Source organism: Streptomyces sp. NPDC059092 (assembly GCF_042756365.1).
Taxonomy (GTDB): Bacteria; Actinomycetota; Actinomycetes; order Streptomycetales; family Streptomycetaceae; genus Streptomyces.
The window spans coordinates 24,221-41,193 of record NZ_JBHZEJ010000038.1 but is presented as its reverse complement, the minus strand read 5'-3'; the positions used below and the strand labels follow the sequence as shown (position 1 = coordinate 41,193).

The window sequence follows — 16,973 nt, the reverse complement described above, 5'->3', positions numbered from 1 at the left end:
CATTCACACGACCGCGAACTTCGAGGTGCGCACGTTGGCTTTCCAGATGCCGGACCGCGGCGGAGGCCCGACCGGGCCACGGATCAGAGTGGGCCGGCCTTCCCGTCGGGCTCGGACCCTGCTCATGACTTTGGGCGTACTGGCCGTTCTGGCCATGCTCTTCGTCATGTTCGCGGGGTTCTGGACCGACTGGCTCTGGTACCGCTCGGTGAAGTACTCATCGGTTTTCACCACCACTCTCTGGACCAAGATCGGTCTTTTCGCGGTCTTCGGACTGCTGATGACCGTCGCGGTCGGGCTGAACATCTGGCTGGCGCACCGGTTGAGGCCGCCGCTCAGCGCGATGTCCATGGAGCAGCAGAACCTCGACCGTTACCGGATGGGGATCGCGCCGTACAAGAAGTGGGTGCTCCTCGGGATCACCGCGCTGGTCGGGCTGATCGCCGGGGCCTCCGCCGCCGGACAGTGGCGTACGTGGCTGATGTGGATCAACGGGGTCCCCTTCGGCCAGAAGGACCCGCAGTTCAAGATGGACGTGGCGTTCTACGCGTTCGACCTGCCCTGGTACCGCTTCATGCTGGCGTTCGGCTTCGCGGCGACCGTGCTGTCGCTGATCGCCGCCGCGCTGACGCACTACCTGTACGGCGGGCTGCGGATCACCAGCCCCGGCGCGCGGGCCACCGCCGCGGCCACCGGTCATCTCTCGGTGCTGCTCGGTGTCTTCGTCTCGCTCAAGGCCGTCGCGTACTGGCTCGACCGGTACGGCCTGGCCGTGAAGTCCAGCGACTTCAAGGCGACGGGCAACTGGACCGGTCTGCGGTACACGGACGCGAACGCGTTCCTGCCCGCCAAGACGATCCTCTTCTGCATCGCGGTCATCTGCGCCGTGCTGTTCTTCGCGACGCTCTGGCGCCGTACGTGGCAGCTCCCGGTGATCGGCTTCGGCCTGATGGTGCTCTCGGCGATCCTGATCGGCGGTCTCTACCCGGGGATCGTGCAGAAGTTCCAGGTCGAGCCGAACGAGCAGGCCAAGGAAGCCCCGTACATCAAGAAGAACATCGACGCGACGCGCGAGGCGTACGGCATCGATACCGCCGATGTGCAGGACTACGGGGGCAAGGGCGACCCGGACAAGAAGGCCGAGCAGCGCAAGGCGGCCGACACGGCGGCCAGCTACCGGCTGGTCGACCCGAATGTCGTCTCGCCCGCGTTCCAGCAGCTTCAGCAGGAGCGTAAGTACTACCAGTTCCCCTCCACGCTGGACGTCGACCGGTACCCCGGCCCCGACGGCAAGCCGCAGGACACGGTCGTCGGTCTGCGTGAGCTGAACATCACCGGTATCCCGAAGCGCAACTGGATCAACGATCACTTCACGTACACCCATGGGTACGGGCTGATCGCGTCCAAGGGCACGAACACGGTGACGGACGAGAACGAGGGCACCATCGGCGCCCCCGACTTCACCGAGTCCGGCCTGCCGACCACCGGTGAGATCCCCAAGTACGAGCAGCGCGTCTACTACGGGGAGAAGACCGAGCAGTACTCGATCGTGGGCGGCCCGCAGAAGGAGCTGGACTACGAGAAGAACGGCGAGCAGACCACGAGCTACAAGGGGAAGAGCGGCGTCGACCTCTCCAACCCGCTGAACCGCGCGGCGTACGCCGTGGCCTTCAGCGAGCCCCAGATGCTCTACTCCGGCGCCATCGGCGACGGCTCGCGGATTCTGTACAACCGCACGCCCAAGGAGCGCGTCGAGGCGGTCGCACCCTGGCTGACCATCGACGGCGACGCGTATCCCGCCGTGGTCGACGGCCGGATCCAGTGGATCGTCGACGCGTACACGACGACGAACGGCTACCCGTACGCGTCCCGTACGACGCTCGGCGACACCACGGCCGACTCGCTGACCGACAGTCAGCGCGCGGTCGTCGCCCAGCAGAACCAGGTCAACTACATCCGGAACTCGGTGAAGGCCACCGTCGACGCGTACGACGGCTCGGTCAACCTGTACCAGTGGGACACCGAGGACCCGGTGCTCAAGACCTGGATGAAGGCGTTCCCGGGCACGGTGAAGCCGAAGGCCGAGATCGACGCGACGCTCAAGGACCACCTGCGCTACCCGCAGGACATGTTCAAGGTGCAGCGGGAACTCCTCACCCGGTACCACGTCACGGACCCCGCCCAGTTCTACAGCGGCAGTGACGCGTGGCAGGTGCCGGACGACCCGACCACCAAGGACAGCAACTCGGTCCCGCCGTACTACCTGAGCCTGAAGATGCCCGGCCAGGACGATCAGAAGTTCTCGCTGACGACGACCTTCACGCCCAACGGGCGCCCCAACCTGGGGGCGTTCATGGCGGTGGACGCCGACGCCACCAGCACGGACTACGGCAAGATCAGAGTGCTGAGGGTGACGTCCACGGTCCAGGGCCCGCAACAGGTGCAGAGCGAGCTGAACGGTGTGCCTGAAGTCGCCGAGTTCGTGAGGAACCTGAGAGGCACCGACTCGGACATCGAGTACGGCAACCTCCTGACGGTGCCGCTCGACGGAGGCTTCCTCTACATCGAGCCGGTGTACGCGCGCGGTGGCAGTGCCAACTATCCGCTGCTGAAGAAGGTGGCCGTCTCCTACGGAGGCAAGCCGGTCTTCAAGGACACCCTTCCGGAGGCGCTGAACGCGGTGTTCGGCGCGGAGAGTACGGAGCCGCCGGGCACCACGGAGCCGCCGGGCGACACCACCACGCCGCCGGCCACCGGCGACAAGGCCCTCCAGCAGGCCATCGCGGACGCCCAGAAGGCGTACGAGGCGGGCGAGGAGGCGCTGAAGAAGCCGGACTGGGACGCGTACGCCAAGGCCCAGAAGGACCTGCAGAGCGCGCTCGAACGGGCCGCCAAGGCGAAGCCCGGAGCGGGCGGCGGGGACGCCGGTGACTCCGGCGCCGGCTCCAGCAGCACGGGCAGGGCCGGTTCCGGCAGCTCGGACGGCGGTGGCGATACGAGCTGACCTGGCAACACCTCCGCCCCGTGGTACGGTTGGAACACAACGACGCGGGGTGGAGCAGCTCGGTAGCTCGCTGGGCTCATAACCCAGAGGTCGCAGGTTCAAATCCTGTCCCCGCTACGGCGAAGTCAAGGGCCCGGATCCTTCTAGGATCCGGGCCCTTGCCATGTGCCCGTCCCAACTGGGTAGTAGATGGGCTCAGTTGTTCTCCGGCGGGTTTGATCTGTCTCTCTGTGGGCATGTCGACAAAACGCTGTAGTGACCTTGTGGGGCGCGGTATACCGGCTGTACGCGGCCGGCGGGTGGTGCGACGATGGAAAATGTGGGGGATAGGGCAACTCTGTTGGAGACAGGGCGGTATGTGCAGTCACACGTGAATGACGCGGCCGGTGGGACCGGAGCCGCCGACGGGGCCGACACCGAGGCCGAGGCGAGACACCGCCGCGCCGCCGACGCCGGGGACACCGCGTCGATGAGCGTGCTCGGCGCCCTGCTGCTGCGTCGCGGCGATCTCGACGGCGCCGAGCCGTACCTGCGGGCCGCGACCGGCGAGGGCGACCGTGCCGCCGCCAACAACCTCGGCGTCCTCCTGCACCAGCGCGGCTACGTCGACGAGGCCGCCGGCTGGTGGCGGATCGCCGCCGTCGCCGGGTCCGCCCCGGCGGCCCACGCCCTCGGCCGCCACTACCGCGAACTCGGCGACGAACCCGCCGCCGAGTACTGGCTGCGCCAGTCCGCCGAGCAGGGCCACGCGCTGGGCGCCTACGCCCTCGCCGACCTGCTGGAGCACCGCAGCGACGTCGGGGCCGAGCGCTGGCTGCGCGCCGCCGCAGAGCAGGGGCACCGCGAGGCGGCCTACCGGCTCGCCCGCGCACTGGAGCGCAGAGCCCGCGAGAGCGCCCGCTCCGGAGCCGACGTGGTCTACCGGGCCGGTACGGCCGGGCCGTCCCCCCGTGGCCGCCGTACGGGCCAGGAGCCGCTGCTCTCCATGGACCCCTTCACCAGTACCGACCCCCGGATGCCCGCCTACACCGGGACACCGGGCCCCGCCACCCTCGGCTCCGGGCCCGCGGCCTCCCTCGTCGGCGAGGCCGCACAGTGGTACCAGCAGGCCGCCGCGCGTGGCCACCGCCGCGCCGCGCTGCACCTCGGCGCGATCCTGGAGCGGCGCGGCGAGCTGAAGCAGGCCGGCCGCTGGTACCTCAGCGCCGCCAAGGACGGCGAGGCGCGGGCCGCCTGCGCCCTCGGCTTCCTGCTGCGCGACGCCGGGGACGAGGAGAGCGCCGCCGTCTGGTGGCTGCGTGCCGCCCAGGAGGGCGACGGGAACGCCGCCAACGCCCTCGGCGCGCTCCACGCGGCACGGGGCGAGTCGCAGACCGCCGAGCGCTGGTACCGCGCCGCCATGGACGCGGGCGACGTCAACGGCGCGTACAACCTCGGGCTGCTCTGCGCCGCCCAGGACCGTACCGTCCAGGCCGAGCAGTGGTACCGCCGCGCCGCCTACGCGGGCCACCGCGAGGCCGCCAACGCCCTCGCCGTCCTGCTCCTCCAGGCCGACGACCCGACGGGCGCCGAGCCCTGGTTCTCCAAGGCCGCCGAGGCGGGCAGCGTGGACGCCGCGTTCAACCTCGGCATCCTGTACGCGGGCCGCGACGACGACGGCGCGGCCCTGCGCTGGTACGAGCGCGCCGCCGCGGCCGGGCACACCGAAGCGGCCCTCCAGGTCGGCATCGCCCGGCTGCGCGACGGCGACGACCGCACCGCCGAGCGGCACCTCCGCTGCGCGGCGGGCGGCGGCAGCGCGGAGGCCGCCTTCCGGCTGGCCACCGTCCTCGACCAGCGCGAGCCGCCGCCCGGGCCGCCCGCGCTCGGCGAGCCGTACGGCGTGAAGAGCGAGTGCGAGCAGTGGTACGAGCGCGCCGCCGAGCAGGGCCACCGGCGCGCCCAGGTGCGCGTCGGCATGCTCGCCGCCGCCCGGGGCGACATCAACGAGGCCGCCCGCTGGTACCGGGAGGCCGCGGAGGCCGGCAGCCGCAACGGCGCCTTCAACCTCGGGCTGCTCCTGGCCCGCGAGGGCGGCGAGCGGGAGGCCGCGCTGTGGTGGACCAGGGCCGCCCAGGCGGGGCACGGCAGGGCGGCGCTGCGGCTCGCGCTGCTGGCCGCGCGCCGGGGCGAGCTGACCGAGGGGCAGCGCTGGTGCGCGCGCGCCGTCGAGCTGGGCCCGGCGGAGGTCGCGGAGCGCGCGGCGCGGCTGCGCGAGGCGCTGCACCAGGAGCTGACCGCGTGAGCCGGGTCACCAGGCGCCGCGCCGCGCGGCCCTTACCGTGTGACCTGCGCCGATGGCGTCGGGTCCGCACGGGAAGGGATTTGCACCGCCCGGCACCCGTGACGTAATGTTTCATTCAACGGCGCGGGGTGGAGCAGCTCGGTAGCTCGCTGGGCTCATAACCCAGAGGTCGCAGGTTCAAATCCTGTCCCCGCTACTGAAGACCTGAGGCCCGGATCTCATCACGAGATCCGGGCCTCAGGCATGTGCGCGGTGAACGCGAGCCGGAACAGACGAAAGGCCCCGCCTCCGGGGCCTTTCCGTCACGCGGACGCGCAGTGGGGGCAGGTGCCCCGGTACGTCATCTCGACGTCCGAGACCGTGAAACCGAAGCGTTCACCGGCCGGCAGATCTGCCAGCGGGTCGCCCGTCGGATGGACGTCCCTGATCGCACCGCACCCCGCGCACACCAGATGGTGGTGCGGCCGGTGCGCGTTCGGGTCGTAGCGCTTGGCGCGGCGGTCCGTCGAGACCTCGATGACCTCGCCCAGCGTCACCATCTCGCCCAGCGTGTTGTAGACGGTCGCGCGGGAGATCTCCGGGAGCCTCGCCACGGCCCGTTCGTGCACCTCGTCGGCGGTCAGATGGACATGGTCCCCATCGAGGACCTCGGCCACGACGCGTCGCTGCGCCGTCACACGCCAGCCACGTTCGCGAAGTCGTTCCAACAGGTCACTCATGAAATCCAGCCTAACAGTGAAGAGACCCAGGTTCCGAACGAGTGTGACTTTGGATGCTCACTTGACTTGGATAAAGTCCATTGTAGGATCTGGAGCAGAGTCCGGGAGGGACGGGATTCGCACCGATCGACGCAGGAGGCGTACGTGACGCAGGGACCGCTCACCACCGAGGCCGGGGCTCCGGTCGCCGACAACCAGAACAGCGAGACCGCGGGCGTCGGCGGCCCCGTACTGGTCCAGGACCAGGCGCTGCTGGAGAAGCTCGCGCACTTCAACCGGGAGCGCATCCCCGAGCGTGTCGTGCACGCCCGCGGCGCCGGCGCCTACGGCACCTTCACGCTGACCCGGGACGTCTCGCGCTGGACGCGGGCGAAGTTCCTCTCCGAGGTAGGCAAGGAGACGGAGACGTTCCTGCGCTTCTCCACCGTCGCGGGCAACCTGGGCTCCGCGGACGCGGTGCGCGACCCCCGCGGTTTCGCGCTGAAGTTCTACACCGAAGAGGGAAACTACGACCTCGTCGGCAACAACACCCCGGTGTTCTTCGTCAAGGACGCCATCAAGTTCCCCGACTTCATCCACACCCAGAAGCGCGATCCGTACACCGGCTCGCAGGAGGCGGACAACGTCTGGGACTTCTGGGGGCTGTCGCCCGAGTCCACCCACCAGGTGACCTGGCTCTTCGGCGACCGCGGCATCCCGGCGACGCTGCGCCACATGAACGGGTACGGCTCGCACACGTTCCAGTGGAACAACGAGGCCGGCGAGGTCTTCTGGGTCAAGTACCACTTCAAGACCGACCAGGGCATCGAGAACCTGACCTCGCGGGAGGCCGCGGTACTCGCCGGCCAGGACCCCGACTCGCACCAGCGCGACCTGCGTGAGGCCATCGAGCGAGGGGACTTCCCGTCCTGGACGGTGCAGGTCCAGATCATGCCGGCGGCCGACGCCGCGACGTACCGCTTCAACCCGTTCGACCTGACCAAGGTCTGGCCGCACGAGGACTACCCGCCGATCGAGATCGGCAGGCTGGAACTCAACCGCAACCCGGAGAACATCTTCGCCGAGGTCGAGCAGTCGGTCTTCTCGCCGGCCCACTTCGTGCCCGGCATCGGCCCGTCCCCGGACAAGATGCTCCAGGGCCGGCTCTTCGCCTACGGCGACGCCCACCGCTACCGCGTCGGCGTCAACGCCGACCACCTGCCGGTCAACCGCCCGCACGCCACCGAGGCGCGCACGAACAGCCGGGACGGCTCCCTGTACGACGGCCGCCACAAGGGCGCCCGGAATTACGAGCCGAACAGCTTCGGCGGCCCCTTCCAGACGGACCGGCCGCTCTGGCAGTCGACGGCGGTCACCGGCGGCACGGGCAACCACGAGGCTCCGAGCCACGCCGAGGACGACGACTTCGTCCAGGCGGGCACCCTCTACCGCCTGATGGCGGAGGACGAGAAGGGCCGCCTGATCGACAACCTGGCCGGCTTCATCTCCGAGGTCTCGCGCGACGATATCGCCGAGCGCGCGATCGGCAACTTCCGCCGGGCGGACGGTGACTTCGGCAAGCGGCTGGACGCCGCGGTCCAGGCCCTGCGCGGCTGACAGGGGCCGCCTGCTGAAGACGGAAGGGGCCGGTTCCTCCGGGAGCCGGCCCCTTCCGCCACCCTCGGGGGCGTCCGGAGGCAGCGCCGGTTCAGCCGGTCAGGACGGCTGTTTCGCGCCGGACCGGGGCCCAGCAGCGGAGGATGTCGCGTACGGAGACGATGCCGACGGGCTCGCGCTCGTCGAGCACGATCAGATGACGGAAGCCGCCGGTCGACATGGCCGCCGCGGCCTCTTCGAGCGTCCAGACCGGCGAGGCGAAGACGACGTCGGTCGTGGTGTGCGAACAGGCGGTCTCGACGTCCGGGCTCTGGCCCGCGCCGAGCGAGTTGAGAATGTCACGTTCGGTGAGGATGCCGATACCGCAGTGATCGGTGTCGAGGACGACGGCGGCGCCGATGCGGCGGGCCGACATCAGCCCGGCGGCCTGGCGGAGCGTATGCGTGGGCCCGATGGTCAGAACCACCGAGCTCATGGCGTCACGGACAAGCATGGGGTGGAGCCACCTCCTTGGTGAGCCGGTTTCCGGGTCCCGGGGGAGCGGGGGACCCTGGAGAAACGATTCACAAGTTCACAAGTGGGGGAGGTCTTCAGGGTGACACGGTTGCGCTGAGTCAACAAGGGGGCGGGCGGGGCATGGCCGGGGGCGCCCATAAACCAGACAAACACCCCCCCTTTTTTTGAGGGCTCGGTTCGCCTCCGGGGCGCTTGCCGCGCTCATCAGCGGCCTCCGGCCGCAGGCACCGCCGACGGTCGACCGTACTCGCCCCGCCCCCTCGCCTGGTCGGCCGTTGGCGTCGATCTGCCGCGCCCCGGAGGCGAGCCGAGCCTCCAAAAAATCAGTAGCGCTGATTCAGGTAGCCCAGGAGTTCTTCGTGGAGGACGCCGTTCGACGCCGCCGCGTTGCCGCTGTGCGGGCCCCGGCGGCCGTCCAGGCCGGTGAAGCTGCCGCCCGCCTCCTCGACGACGATCGCGGTGGCCGCCATGTCCCAGAGCGACAGTTCCGGCTCCGCGCACATGTCCACCGAGCCCTCGGCGACCATCATGTAGGGCCAGAAGTCGCCATAACCGCGCGTTCGCCAGCACGCCCTGGACAGGTCGAGGAAACCGTCGAGCCGGCCCTGTTCCTCCCAGCCGGTGAGCGAGGAGTACGCGAACGACGCGTCCGGTACGCGCGAGACGTCCGAGACGCGCAGCCGGGTCGCCGACGACAGACTGCGCCCCGTGTAGGCGCCGCCGCCCTTCGCGGCCCACCAGCGGCGGCCCAGCGCGGGCGCGGACACCACGCCGACGACCGGCTCGTAACCGCCCTCACCTGCGACCATCAGTGCGATGAGCGTCGCCCAGACCGGCACGCCGCGTACATAGTTCTTCGTGCCGTCGATCGGGTCGATGACCCAGCGGCGCGGGCCGGTGCCCTCGACGCCGTACTCCTCGCCCAGGATCGCGTCGCGTGGCCTCGCCCGCTGGAGATTGCCGCGGATCAGTTCCTCGGCCGCCTTGTCGGCCTCACTGACCGGGGTCATGTCCGGTTTCGTCTCGACCTTGAGGTCCAGGGCCTTGAACCGGTCCATCGTCGCGGCGTCGGCGGCGTCCGCCAGTACGTGGGCGAGACGCAGGTCATCGTGGTAGTCGGACATGCACGCCACAGTATCCACCGGGGCGGTGCCGCTGCCACGGGCCCCTTCGGCCGGAACCCGACGACGGTCTTGACAGTGAGCGACGGTCCGTCAACTCTGTGCGCAGAGCCGCACGGCCCCGGAGGCGACGATGCCCAGCGCGCGTGAAGCCCTGCTCAGTGCTGCCCTTTCGGCCCTCGCCGACCAGCCGTGGTCCGCGGTGCGCATGGTCGATGTGGCGGCGGCGGGCGGGGTCTCCCGGCAGACCCTGTACAACGAGTTCGGCAGCAAGGACGGTCTGGCCCGCGCCCTCGTACGGCGCGAGGCCGACCGCTATCTGCACGGTGTGGAACGGCTGCTGCGTGAACGTGCCGACGCCGCCGACCGGCTGGTCGCGGTCGCCGAGTGGACGGTCGGGGAGGCGCGCGCCCGGCCGCTGTTACGGGCGCTGCTCACCGGCTGCTGGGGAGAGTGGCTGCCCGCCCCGCGCCCCGCGCGCGCCGGCGCCACCCCGTCCGGCATCCCGGCGCAGCGGCGCGCCGACGCGGGGCCGCCCGCGACCACCGAGCTGGTGGCGCTCGTACGGGACAGGTCCGCGGCGGCGCTGGATCCCACCCGTAAGGACCACGGGCGTCCGGAGCACGGCCGTACCGAACACGGGCACGGGGGCCATGCCGGGCCGGCCGGCCACAGCCGGTTCGCCGCGTACGGCCGTACCGAACTGCTCTACCGCTGCGAACTGGCCATGCGGCTCGCGCTCGCCCATCTCGTCGCGCCTGGCGCCGAGCCCGTGGGCCCGCTGGTCCGCACCGCCGTCACGGCGTCGCCGTCCGCGCTGCTCAGTGCGCCGAGCCCGAGAGCTGGAGCCCGATGACGCCGACGATCACCAGCGAGATGGAGACGAGTTTGAGTACGGACACGATGTCGCCCAGGAAGACCATGCCGTAGATCGCCGTACCGGCCGCGCCGATGCCCGTCCACACCGCGTACGCGGGGCCCACGTCGAGCTTCCGCAGGGCGAGCGTCAGCAGTCCGAAGCTGCCGAGCGCGAAGGCCGCGAAGGCGATCGTCGGCCAGAGCCGGGTGAATCCGTGGGACAGCTTGAGACAGACGGCGAAACCGGTTTCCAGGATCCCCGCCACCACAACGAGCAGCCACGCCATGTCACACGTCTCCCCACGTCAGTGACGGCCCCGCCGGCCTGCCGGCAGGCACTGACGACCGTCTGTGACCAACTGTCCCACCTGGTGTGATTATGCCCTTACCAGTCGCCCGGGTCGGCAAACGTGGCCACGGCCCGGTGCGGTCAGTCTCCCTCGCGTCGCTCCCGCGTGGAGAGCAGCCGCCGGAGCGAGTACAGCCGCGCGGGATCGGCGTGGCCCTCGGCCACCCAGGCGTCGAGCGCGCACTCCGCCTCGTCGTGGCTGCACGCGCGCGGGCACCCCTCCGTACCCGGTACGAGGTCGGGGAAGGCGAGGACGACCCGCGACGGGTCGACGTGGTGGAGCCCGAAGGAGCGGATGCCGGGGGTGTCGATCACCCAGCCCTCCGCCTTGGCCAGCGGCAGCGCGAGCGCCGAGGTGGTGGTGTGCCGGCCGCGCCCCGTCACGGCGTTGACGTCGCCGGTGATCCTCTGCCGGTCGTCCGGTACGAGCGCGTTGACCAGGGTCGTCTTGCCGACGCCCGAGTGGCCGACGAAGGCGGTGACCCGGCCGTCGAGGTATTCGCGTACGAGATCGGCGGCGTGCCCGCTCATCAGTTCGTCCCGCCGTGTGACGACATGGCGGATGCCGAGCGCCCGGTAGGTCTCCAGCAGCTGATCCGGCGGTGCGAGATCGGACTTGGTGAGGACGAGGAGCGGTTCGAGGCCGCCGTCGAACGCCGCGACCAGACAGCGGTCGATCAGCCGGGGGCGCGGCTCCGGGTCGGCGAGCGCGGTGACCACGGCGAGCTGGTCGGCGTTGGCGACGACCACGCGCTCGTACGGGTCGTCGTCGTCGGCCGTACGACGCAGCACGGAGCGGCGCTTCTCGATCCGTACGATCCGGGCGAGGGTGTCCTTCTTGCCGGACAGGTCCCCGACCAGGAAGACCTGGTCCCCGACGACGGCGGCCTTGCGGCCCAGCTCGCGCGCCTTCATCGCGAGGATGACCCGGTCCTCGACGAGACAGGTCAGCCGGCCGCGGTCGACGGTCAGGACCATGCCCTCGGACGCGTCCTCGTGCTTGGGCCTGATGTTCGTGCGCGGCCGGTTGCCCTTGGGGTTGGGGCGGGAGCGGATGTCGTCCTCGTCGGGGTTCTTGCCGTAGCGCCGCATGCCCTCAGGCTCCCGCTCCCGCGAGCATCTCTGTCCACATCCGCGGGAAGTCGGGCAGGGTCTTGGCGGTCGTGGAGACGTTCTCGATCTCCACCCCGGGCACGACGAGGCCGATGATCGCACCGGCCGTGGCCATGCGGTGGTCGTCGTACGTGTGGAACACCCCGCCGTGCAGCGGGCGCGGCCGGATGTGCAGCCCGTCCGCGGTCTCGGTGACGTCGCCGCCCAGCTCGTTGATCTCCTTGGTGAGCGCGGCCAGCCGGTCCGTCTCGTGGAGCCGCAGATGGGCGACGCCGCGCAGGGTGGACGGCGAGTCGGCGAGCGCGGCGACGGCCGCGATGCCGGGCGTCAGCTCGCCGACCTCGCTCAGGTCGAGGTCGACGCCGTGGATCCGGCCGGAACCGGTGAGGGTGAGGCTGGTGGACCCGGCGGTCCCGGTGAACTCGCAGGAGCCGCCCATCGCGGTGAAGATCTCGCGCAGCGCGTCACCCGGCTGGGTGGTCCGCGCGGGCCAGTCGGGGACGGTCACCCGGCCGCCGGTGATCAGCGCTGCGGCCAGGAACGGCTGGGCGTTGGACAGATCGGGCTCGACCGTCAGATCGCGGCCGAGGAGCGCGCTGGGGGAGACCCGCCAGACGTTCGGCTCGCCGCCCGTCTCGGGCTCGTCGACCTGCGCGCCGACCCCGCGCAGCATGTCGACGGTCATCCGGATGTGCGGCAGGGAGGGGAGTACGGAGCCGGTGTGCCGTACCTCCACGCCCTGGTTGAAGCGCGGTGCGGAGAGCAGCAGCGCCGAGACGAACTGGGAGGACGCCGAGGCGTCGATCTCGACCGTGCCGCCGTCCAGCGCGCCGCCGCCGTGCACGGTGAGCGGGAGCGAGCCGCGGTCGTCGTCGTCGATCCGGGCGCCGAGGACGCGCAGCGCGTCGATGACGCTGTGCAGGGGGCGCTCGTACGAGCGGGGGTCGCCGTCGAAGCGGACGGGTCCGTCGGCGAGGGTCGCCACGGGCGGCAGGAAGCGCATCACCGTACCGGCGTTGCCGACGTCGACCGAGGCCGGGCCGTGCAGCCCGGCGGGGATCACGCGCCACGCCTCGCCGCTGGGGCCGCCGGCGGTGCCGCCGGAGCTGGACGAGACGGTCTCCTCGATGCCGACGCCCATCGCGCGCAGCGCCTCCGCCATGAGCAGCGTGTCGCGGGAGCGCAGCGGACGGCGCAGCCAGCCGGGCTCGGCGGCCAGCGCGGCGAGGACGAGACCGCGGTTGGTGACCGATTTCGATCCGGGCACGGTGACCGTCGCTTCGACGGCCCCGCTCGCGTAGGGGGCGGGCCAGTGGGCGGACTGCACGGAGCTCTCGGTCATGCCCCACACTTTAGTGGCTCTTGACGGAGCCCGATCCTGATCAAATGCGTGGCAACCCGGGCGTACACCCCGCGTCGTGACCACGTGTGGAGGCCGGTGAGGACCACCGGGCCGGCGGCCGGCCGGCGGTCAGAGGTCCAGCAGCCAGCGTCCGCCGCCGATCAGGGAGCAGAGCGAGACGGCGTGGAAGAAGAGCAGCCACAGGGTGGGCGGCGTGTGGGTGAGCCGGCCGAGCTGGTCCGCGTCCGAGTCCCCGGCGCCGCCGTACCGCCGCTTCGCCTGGAGCTCGAAGGCCGGGCGCACCCCGCCGAGGAGCAGGAACCAGACGGCGGTGTACGCGAACGCCGCCTGGACGTCGGGGCTGGTCAGCCAGGAGATGAGGAGGAAGGCGGCGCCGGTGACGATCACGGTGAGCGCCCCGTACGCGTTACGGATCATCACCAGCATCGCGAGCAGCAGCGCGGTCGCCAGCCACAGCAGCAGGGTGATGTGGTCGGCGGCGAGCAGCCAGGCGCCGCCGAGTCCCAGCAGGGGTGGGGCGGTGTAGCCGGCGGCGGCCGTGAGGATCATGCCGAGGCCGGTGGGCCTTCCCCGGCTGACGGTGAGCCCCGAGGTGTCGGAGTGCAGCCGTATTCCGTCGAGTCTGCGCCCCGTGACCAGGGCTATCAGCCCGTGGCCGCCCTCGTGCGCGATTGTGATCGCGTTGCGCGAGAGCCGCCACAGCGCGCGGGGCACGACGGCGATGAGCGCGACGACCGCTGTGACGATCATCAGCCACTCGTCCGGAGGGGACTGGGTGCCGAAGACGCGATCCCAGAGATCGCCGAGAGAGGTCGGGTCGATGCTGGCCATTTCTCGGGCGGCTCCTCAACTGGATGTGCGTCGTGGCAGTCTGGCACTCATACGCGGTACGGGGTAAAGACGCTCACCCGCCGCCCGCCGTTCCGGCGGACGAGAACGCACAGGCAGTTCATAAGGCCGGTCTGCGACTGCCGGCCGGTCCAAGGTGGTGATGGGGAATGTGCGGCAGGTACGCGGCGAGCCGCCGGCCCGAGGAGCTTCAGGAGATCTTCGGGGTCGAGAAGTGGGAGCCGGAGGAGACGCTCGCCCCGGACTGGAACGTGGCGCCGACCAAAGAGGTCTACGCGGTCCTTGAGCGCCCCTTGAAGGACGCACCCACGCCGCGGCCCGTGCGCCAGCTCCGGCGGCTCAGGTGGGGGCTCGTACCGTCCTGGTCGAAGACGCCCGAGGGCGCCGCCCGGATGATCAACGCGCGGGCCGAGACCGTCCACGAGAAGCCGTCCTTCCGCCGGCCCTTCGCCTCGCGGCGGTGCATCCTGCCCGCCGACGGCTACTACGAGTGGGTCACCGGCCCCGACGAGCGCCGGCTGGAGGAACAGGGCAAGAAGAAGCGGACGCGCAAGCAGCCGTACTTCGTGACCCCCGCGGACGGCTCCGTGATGGCGCTGGCCGGGATGTACGAGTTCTGGCGCGACCCGACCCTGCCGCCCGACCATCCGCTGGCCTGGTGGGCGACCTGCTCGGTGATCACCACGGAGGCGGAGACGACCCCGCTCGGGGTGGCCCCGGCGGAGGGCCCCGGGACGCTGGCCGAGATCCACCCCCGGATGCCGCTGATGCTGACCCCGGACCGCTGGGACGCCTGGCTGGACCCCTCCCGTACGGACCCGGACGACCTGCTGGGGCTGCTGACGCCGCCGCCGGCCGGGCTGATGCGGGCGTACCCGGTCACCACGGAGGTCAGCAGCGTGCGCAACAACGGGCCCGAGCTGCTGGCGGAGCTGGCCGCGCCGGAGGAGAGCACGCTGTTCTGAAGATCCTTTCCCGGGCGGCAGGATGGACCGGGTGACCACAGACACCGAGACCGTCGCCACCCCCGCCGGGGACGCCAGGATCACCTGGCACCCCGCCCCGCGTCCGCGTCTCGTCCTCGCCCTCGGCCATGGCGCGGGCGGCGGGATCGAGGCGCGCGACCTGCGGGCCCTCGCCGCGGCGCTGCCCCCGCTCGGGGTGACCGTCGCCCTGGTGGAGCAGCCGTGGCGGGTGGCCGGGAAGAAGGTGGCGCCCGCGCCCGCGACCCTGGACACCGGCTGGCGGGCGCTGTGGCCCGCACTGGCGCGGCGGGAGCCGGGAATCGGGCTCGTCGCGGGCGGGCGCAGCGCGGGGGCGCGCGTGGCCTGCCGTACGGGGCGCGAGCTGGGCGCCCGCGCCGTACTCGCGCTGAGCTTCCCGCTGCACCCGCCGGGCCGCCCGGAGAAGTCCCGGGCCGCCGAGCTGCTGGGCTCCGGGGTGCCCACCCTGGTCGTTCAGGGAGGGAACGACCCCTTCGGGAAGCCCGCGGAGTTTCCTGAGCCCTCAGAGTCCACCGGACCGGAGCCCTCCGAGTCCGCCGCGTCCCTGGGCGGAGCCGGCTACGGGCTTCTTGAGGTGCCGTACGGCGACCACTCCTTCGCCGTACCCGAGCGGGCGCCCCTCGGGCAGGACGAGGCTCTGGAAACGATCACCGGGGGCGTGGCCGCCTGGCTGGACGGGCTCGGCCCGGCCTGATCCGCCACGAGAGCCACGGCAGTGGAGCCACGGCAGTGGAGCCGCCGCACGGGAGGCCCCGGCAGGAGGGGCACCGGATCGTCCGGGCGGGAATGATGCGCACGGGGGCGCTGTTGTGACGAACATCGGTACTCAGCGCATCGAAAGGGAGTCCGTCGTATGGGTTCGACCATATGCCCGCGCCGCTCAGACGCCACTGACCTGGAGTGGACTGTGCTTTCCGCGGCCAGGAACGCCCCCGGTCGGGCCGGCGCCGGGACGGACCGACAGGCCCCGTCCCAGCAAGGTCGACTATTCTCCGATTCGAGTGGGTCCGCATTCGGATCCGCCACAGCGTTGGAGGAGGTGGGTCCGGTCACTGGGACCGACGGAGCGACCGACGACGGCCACATCGAAGAGACCACTGCCGAGCGCAACGCCCGCTTCGAGCGGGACGCCCTGGGCTACCTCGATCAGATGTACTCGGCCGCGCTGCGCATGACGCGCAATCCGGCCGACGCCGAGGACCTGGTGCAGGAGACCTATGCCAAGGCGTACGCCTCTTTCCACCAGTTCCGTGAGGGCACCAACCTCAAGGCGTGGATGTACCGCATCCTCACGAACACCTTCATCAACTCGTACCGCAAGAAGCAGCGGGAACCCCAGCGCAGCGCCGCCGAGGAGATCGAGGACTGGCAGCTCGCACGCGCCGAGTCGCACATGTCGACCGGGCTGCGCTCCGCCGAGTCGCAGGCGCTGGACCACCTTCCGGACTCCGATGTGAAGTCGGCGCTCCAGGCGATTCCGGAGGAGTTCCGCATCGCCGTTTATCTCGCCGATGTAGAGGGCTTTGCCTACAAGGAGATCGCGGACATCATGGGGACACCCATCGGTACGGTGATGTCACGACTCCACCGTGGCCGCCGCCAGTTGCGCGGCATGCTGGAGGATTACGCCCGCGACCGCGGGCTCGTCCCGGCGGGTGCCGGGGAGTCGTCGGACGATCGGAAAGGTTCGGGCTCATGAGCTGCGGAGGGCCGCATGAGACGGATTGCGCCGAGGTTCTCGACCACCTCTACGAGTTCCTCGACCGGGAGATGCCCGACAGCGACTGCACCAAGTTCGAGGTCCACTTCGAGGAGTGCTCCCCGTGCCTGGAGAAGTACGGCCTTGAGCAGGCCGTGAAGAAGCTGGTGAAACGGTGCTGCGGGCACGACGACGTACCGGCCGACCTGCGCTCCAAGGTACTGGGGCGGATCGACCTGATCCGGTCGGGCGAGGCGGTGCCCGACCATGACGTGTCGGTGTCGGCGAGCGGGGACGACGTGTCGACGACATCCGTCACCACCGCCGCGCGGGCCCGGCCGTCCGGCAGCGATCTGCCGGGTGTCGCCAAGGAGTGAGCCGGGCGCCGTCCCGCCGTCCGCGACGGACGGCGCGACCACCGGTGCCATGACGGGGGCGTATCGCACAGAGTGCGGTGCGCCCCCGTCACGGTTCATAGCACCTTTTTCACCCGAAGGT

General features: G+C 70.9%; 15 protein-coding genes and 2 tRNA genes. 10 read left to right on the top strand and 7 right to left on the bottom strand.

Annotated elements, in window-relative coordinates:
* The first annotated feature begins 46 nt into the window (after positions 1 to 46).
* The 4 genes from ACFXPL_RS21945 to ACFXPL_RS21930 all read left to right on the top strand — a co-directional run bounded on the left by ACFXPL_RS21945 (position 47) and on the right by ACFXPL_RS21930 (position 5,484).
* On the top strand, positions 47 to 3,004 hold the full coding sequence (locus tag ACFXPL_RS21945) for a UPF0182 family protein (protein ID WP_384922068.1): 2,958 nt from the start codon (positions 47 to 49) through the stop codon (positions 3,002 to 3,004).
* A gap of 43 nt (positions 3,005 to 3,047) precedes the next feature.
* Positions 3,048 to 3,121 (top strand) — tRNA-Met (locus ACFXPL_RS21940).
* Positions 3,122 to 3,314: 193 nt separating this feature from the next.
* Positions 3,315 to 5,288, top strand: coding sequence for a tetratricopeptide repeat protein (locus ACFXPL_RS21935; RefSeq protein WP_384921995.1), 1,974 nt, complete (start codon positions 3,315 to 3,317; stop codon positions 5,286 to 5,288).
* Positions 5,289 to 5,410: 122 nt separating this feature from the next.
* Positions 5,411 to 5,484 (top strand) — tRNA-Met (locus ACFXPL_RS21930).
* Positions 5,485 to 5,590: 106 nt separating this feature from the next.
* Here ACFXPL_RS21930 and ACFXPL_RS21925 read toward each other — a convergent pair.
* Positions 5,591 to 6,007, bottom strand: a complete 417-nt coding sequence (locus tag ACFXPL_RS21925; protein ID WP_384921992.1) for a Fur family transcriptional regulator — start codon at positions 6,005 to 6,007, stop codon at positions 5,591 to 5,593.
* A gap of 144 nt (positions 6,008 to 6,151) precedes the next feature.
* On the opposite strand from ACFXPL_RS21925, the gene ACFXPL_RS21920 reads away from it, so the two are divergent.
* On the top strand, positions 6,152 to 7,603 hold the full coding sequence (locus tag ACFXPL_RS21920; protein ID WP_384921987.1) for a catalase: 1,452 nt from the start codon (positions 6,152 to 6,154) through the stop codon (positions 7,601 to 7,603).
* A 91-nt stretch (positions 7,604 to 7,694) separates the two neighbouring features.
* Here the strand turns inward: ACFXPL_RS21920 and ACFXPL_RS21915 are convergent, their stop codons facing one another.
* Complete coding sequence (locus ACFXPL_RS21915) at positions 7,695 to 8,096, bottom strand: cyclic nucleotide-binding/CBS domain-containing protein (protein WP_384921985.1); 402 nt, start codon at positions 8,094 to 8,096, stop codon at positions 7,695 to 7,697.
* A 346-nt stretch (positions 8,097 to 8,442) separates the two neighbouring features.
* Positions 8,443 to 9,243, bottom strand: a complete 801-nt coding sequence (gene hisN, locus ACFXPL_RS21910; RefSeq protein WP_384921982.1) for a histidinol-phosphatase — start codon at positions 9,241 to 9,243, stop codon at positions 8,443 to 8,445.
* Between the two features lie 130 nt (positions 9,244 to 9,373).
* Here hisN and ACFXPL_RS21905 point away from each other — a divergent pair, with 130 nt between their 5' ends.
* Entirely contained in the window at positions 9,374 to 10,096 is a 723-nt protein-coding gene (locus ACFXPL_RS21905) for a TetR/AcrR family transcriptional regulator (protein ID WP_384921979.1), read from the top strand.
* Here ACFXPL_RS21905 and ACFXPL_RS21900 read toward each other — a convergent pair.
* The 4 genes from ACFXPL_RS21900 to ACFXPL_RS21885 all read right to left on the bottom strand — a co-directional run bounded on the left by ACFXPL_RS21900 (position 10,062) and on the right by ACFXPL_RS21885 (position 13,745).
* Positions 10,062 to 10,385 carry a DMT family transporter gene (locus ACFXPL_RS21900; RefSeq protein WP_384921976.1) on the bottom strand — a complete coding sequence of 108 codons (324 nt, stop codon included), beginning with the start codon at positions 10,383 to 10,385 and terminating at the stop codon, positions 10,062 to 10,064. The two genes, ACFXPL_RS21905 and ACFXPL_RS21900, sit on opposite strands and share 35 nt — an antisense overlap.
* A 143-nt stretch (positions 10,386 to 10,528) precedes the next feature.
* Positions 10,529 to 11,539, bottom strand: a complete 1,011-nt coding sequence (gene rsgA, locus ACFXPL_RS21895; protein WP_384921973.1) for a ribosome small subunit-dependent GTPase A — start codon at positions 11,537 to 11,539, stop codon at positions 10,529 to 10,531.
* Positions 11,540 to 11,543: 4 nt separating this feature from the next.
* Positions 11,544 to 12,902 (bottom strand): 3-phosphoshikimate 1-carboxyvinyltransferase, encoded by a 1,359-nt coding sequence (gene aroA / locus ACFXPL_RS21890; protein WP_384921970.1) that lies wholly within the window; start codon positions 12,900 to 12,902, stop codon positions 11,544 to 11,546.
* 129 nt (positions 12,903 to 13,031) lie between these two features.
* Complete coding sequence (locus ACFXPL_RS21885; protein WP_384922065.1) at positions 13,032 to 13,745, bottom strand: M50 family metallopeptidase; 714 nt, start codon at positions 13,743 to 13,745, stop codon at positions 13,032 to 13,034.
* A gap of 176 nt (positions 13,746 to 13,921) precedes the next feature.
* Here ACFXPL_RS21885 and ACFXPL_RS21880 point away from each other — a divergent pair, with 176 nt between their 5' ends.
* From ACFXPL_RS21880 to rsrA, 4 genes are all read left to right on the top strand, one after another.
* Positions 13,922 to 14,737: an SOS response-associated peptidase gene (locus ACFXPL_RS21880; protein ID WP_384921967.1), complete on the top strand. Its 816-nt coding sequence runs from the start codon at positions 13,922 to 13,924 to the stop codon at positions 14,735 to 14,737.
* A gap of 22 nt (positions 14,738 to 14,759) precedes the next feature.
* Positions 14,760 to 15,470, top strand: coding sequence for an alpha/beta family hydrolase (locus ACFXPL_RS21875; RefSeq protein WP_384921964.1), 711 nt, complete (start codon positions 14,760 to 14,762; stop codon positions 15,468 to 15,470).
* Positions 15,471 to 15,815: 345 nt separating this feature from the next.
* On the top strand, positions 15,816 to 16,475 hold the full coding sequence (locus ACFXPL_RS21870) for a sigma-70 family RNA polymerase sigma factor (protein WP_365812177.1): 660 nt from the start codon (positions 15,816 to 15,818) through the stop codon (positions 16,473 to 16,475).
* The gene (gene rsrA / locus ACFXPL_RS21865) at positions 16,472 to 16,852 is read left to right on the top strand and encodes a mycothiol system anti-sigma-R factor (RefSeq protein ID WP_384921960.1); all 381 of its coding nucleotides are present in this window, start codon (positions 16,472 to 16,474) and stop codon (positions 16,850 to 16,852) included. Before ACFXPL_RS21870 ends, rsrA begins: the two co-directional genes overlap by 4 nt.
* The last annotated feature ends 121 nt before the right edge of the window (positions 16,853 to 16,973 follow it).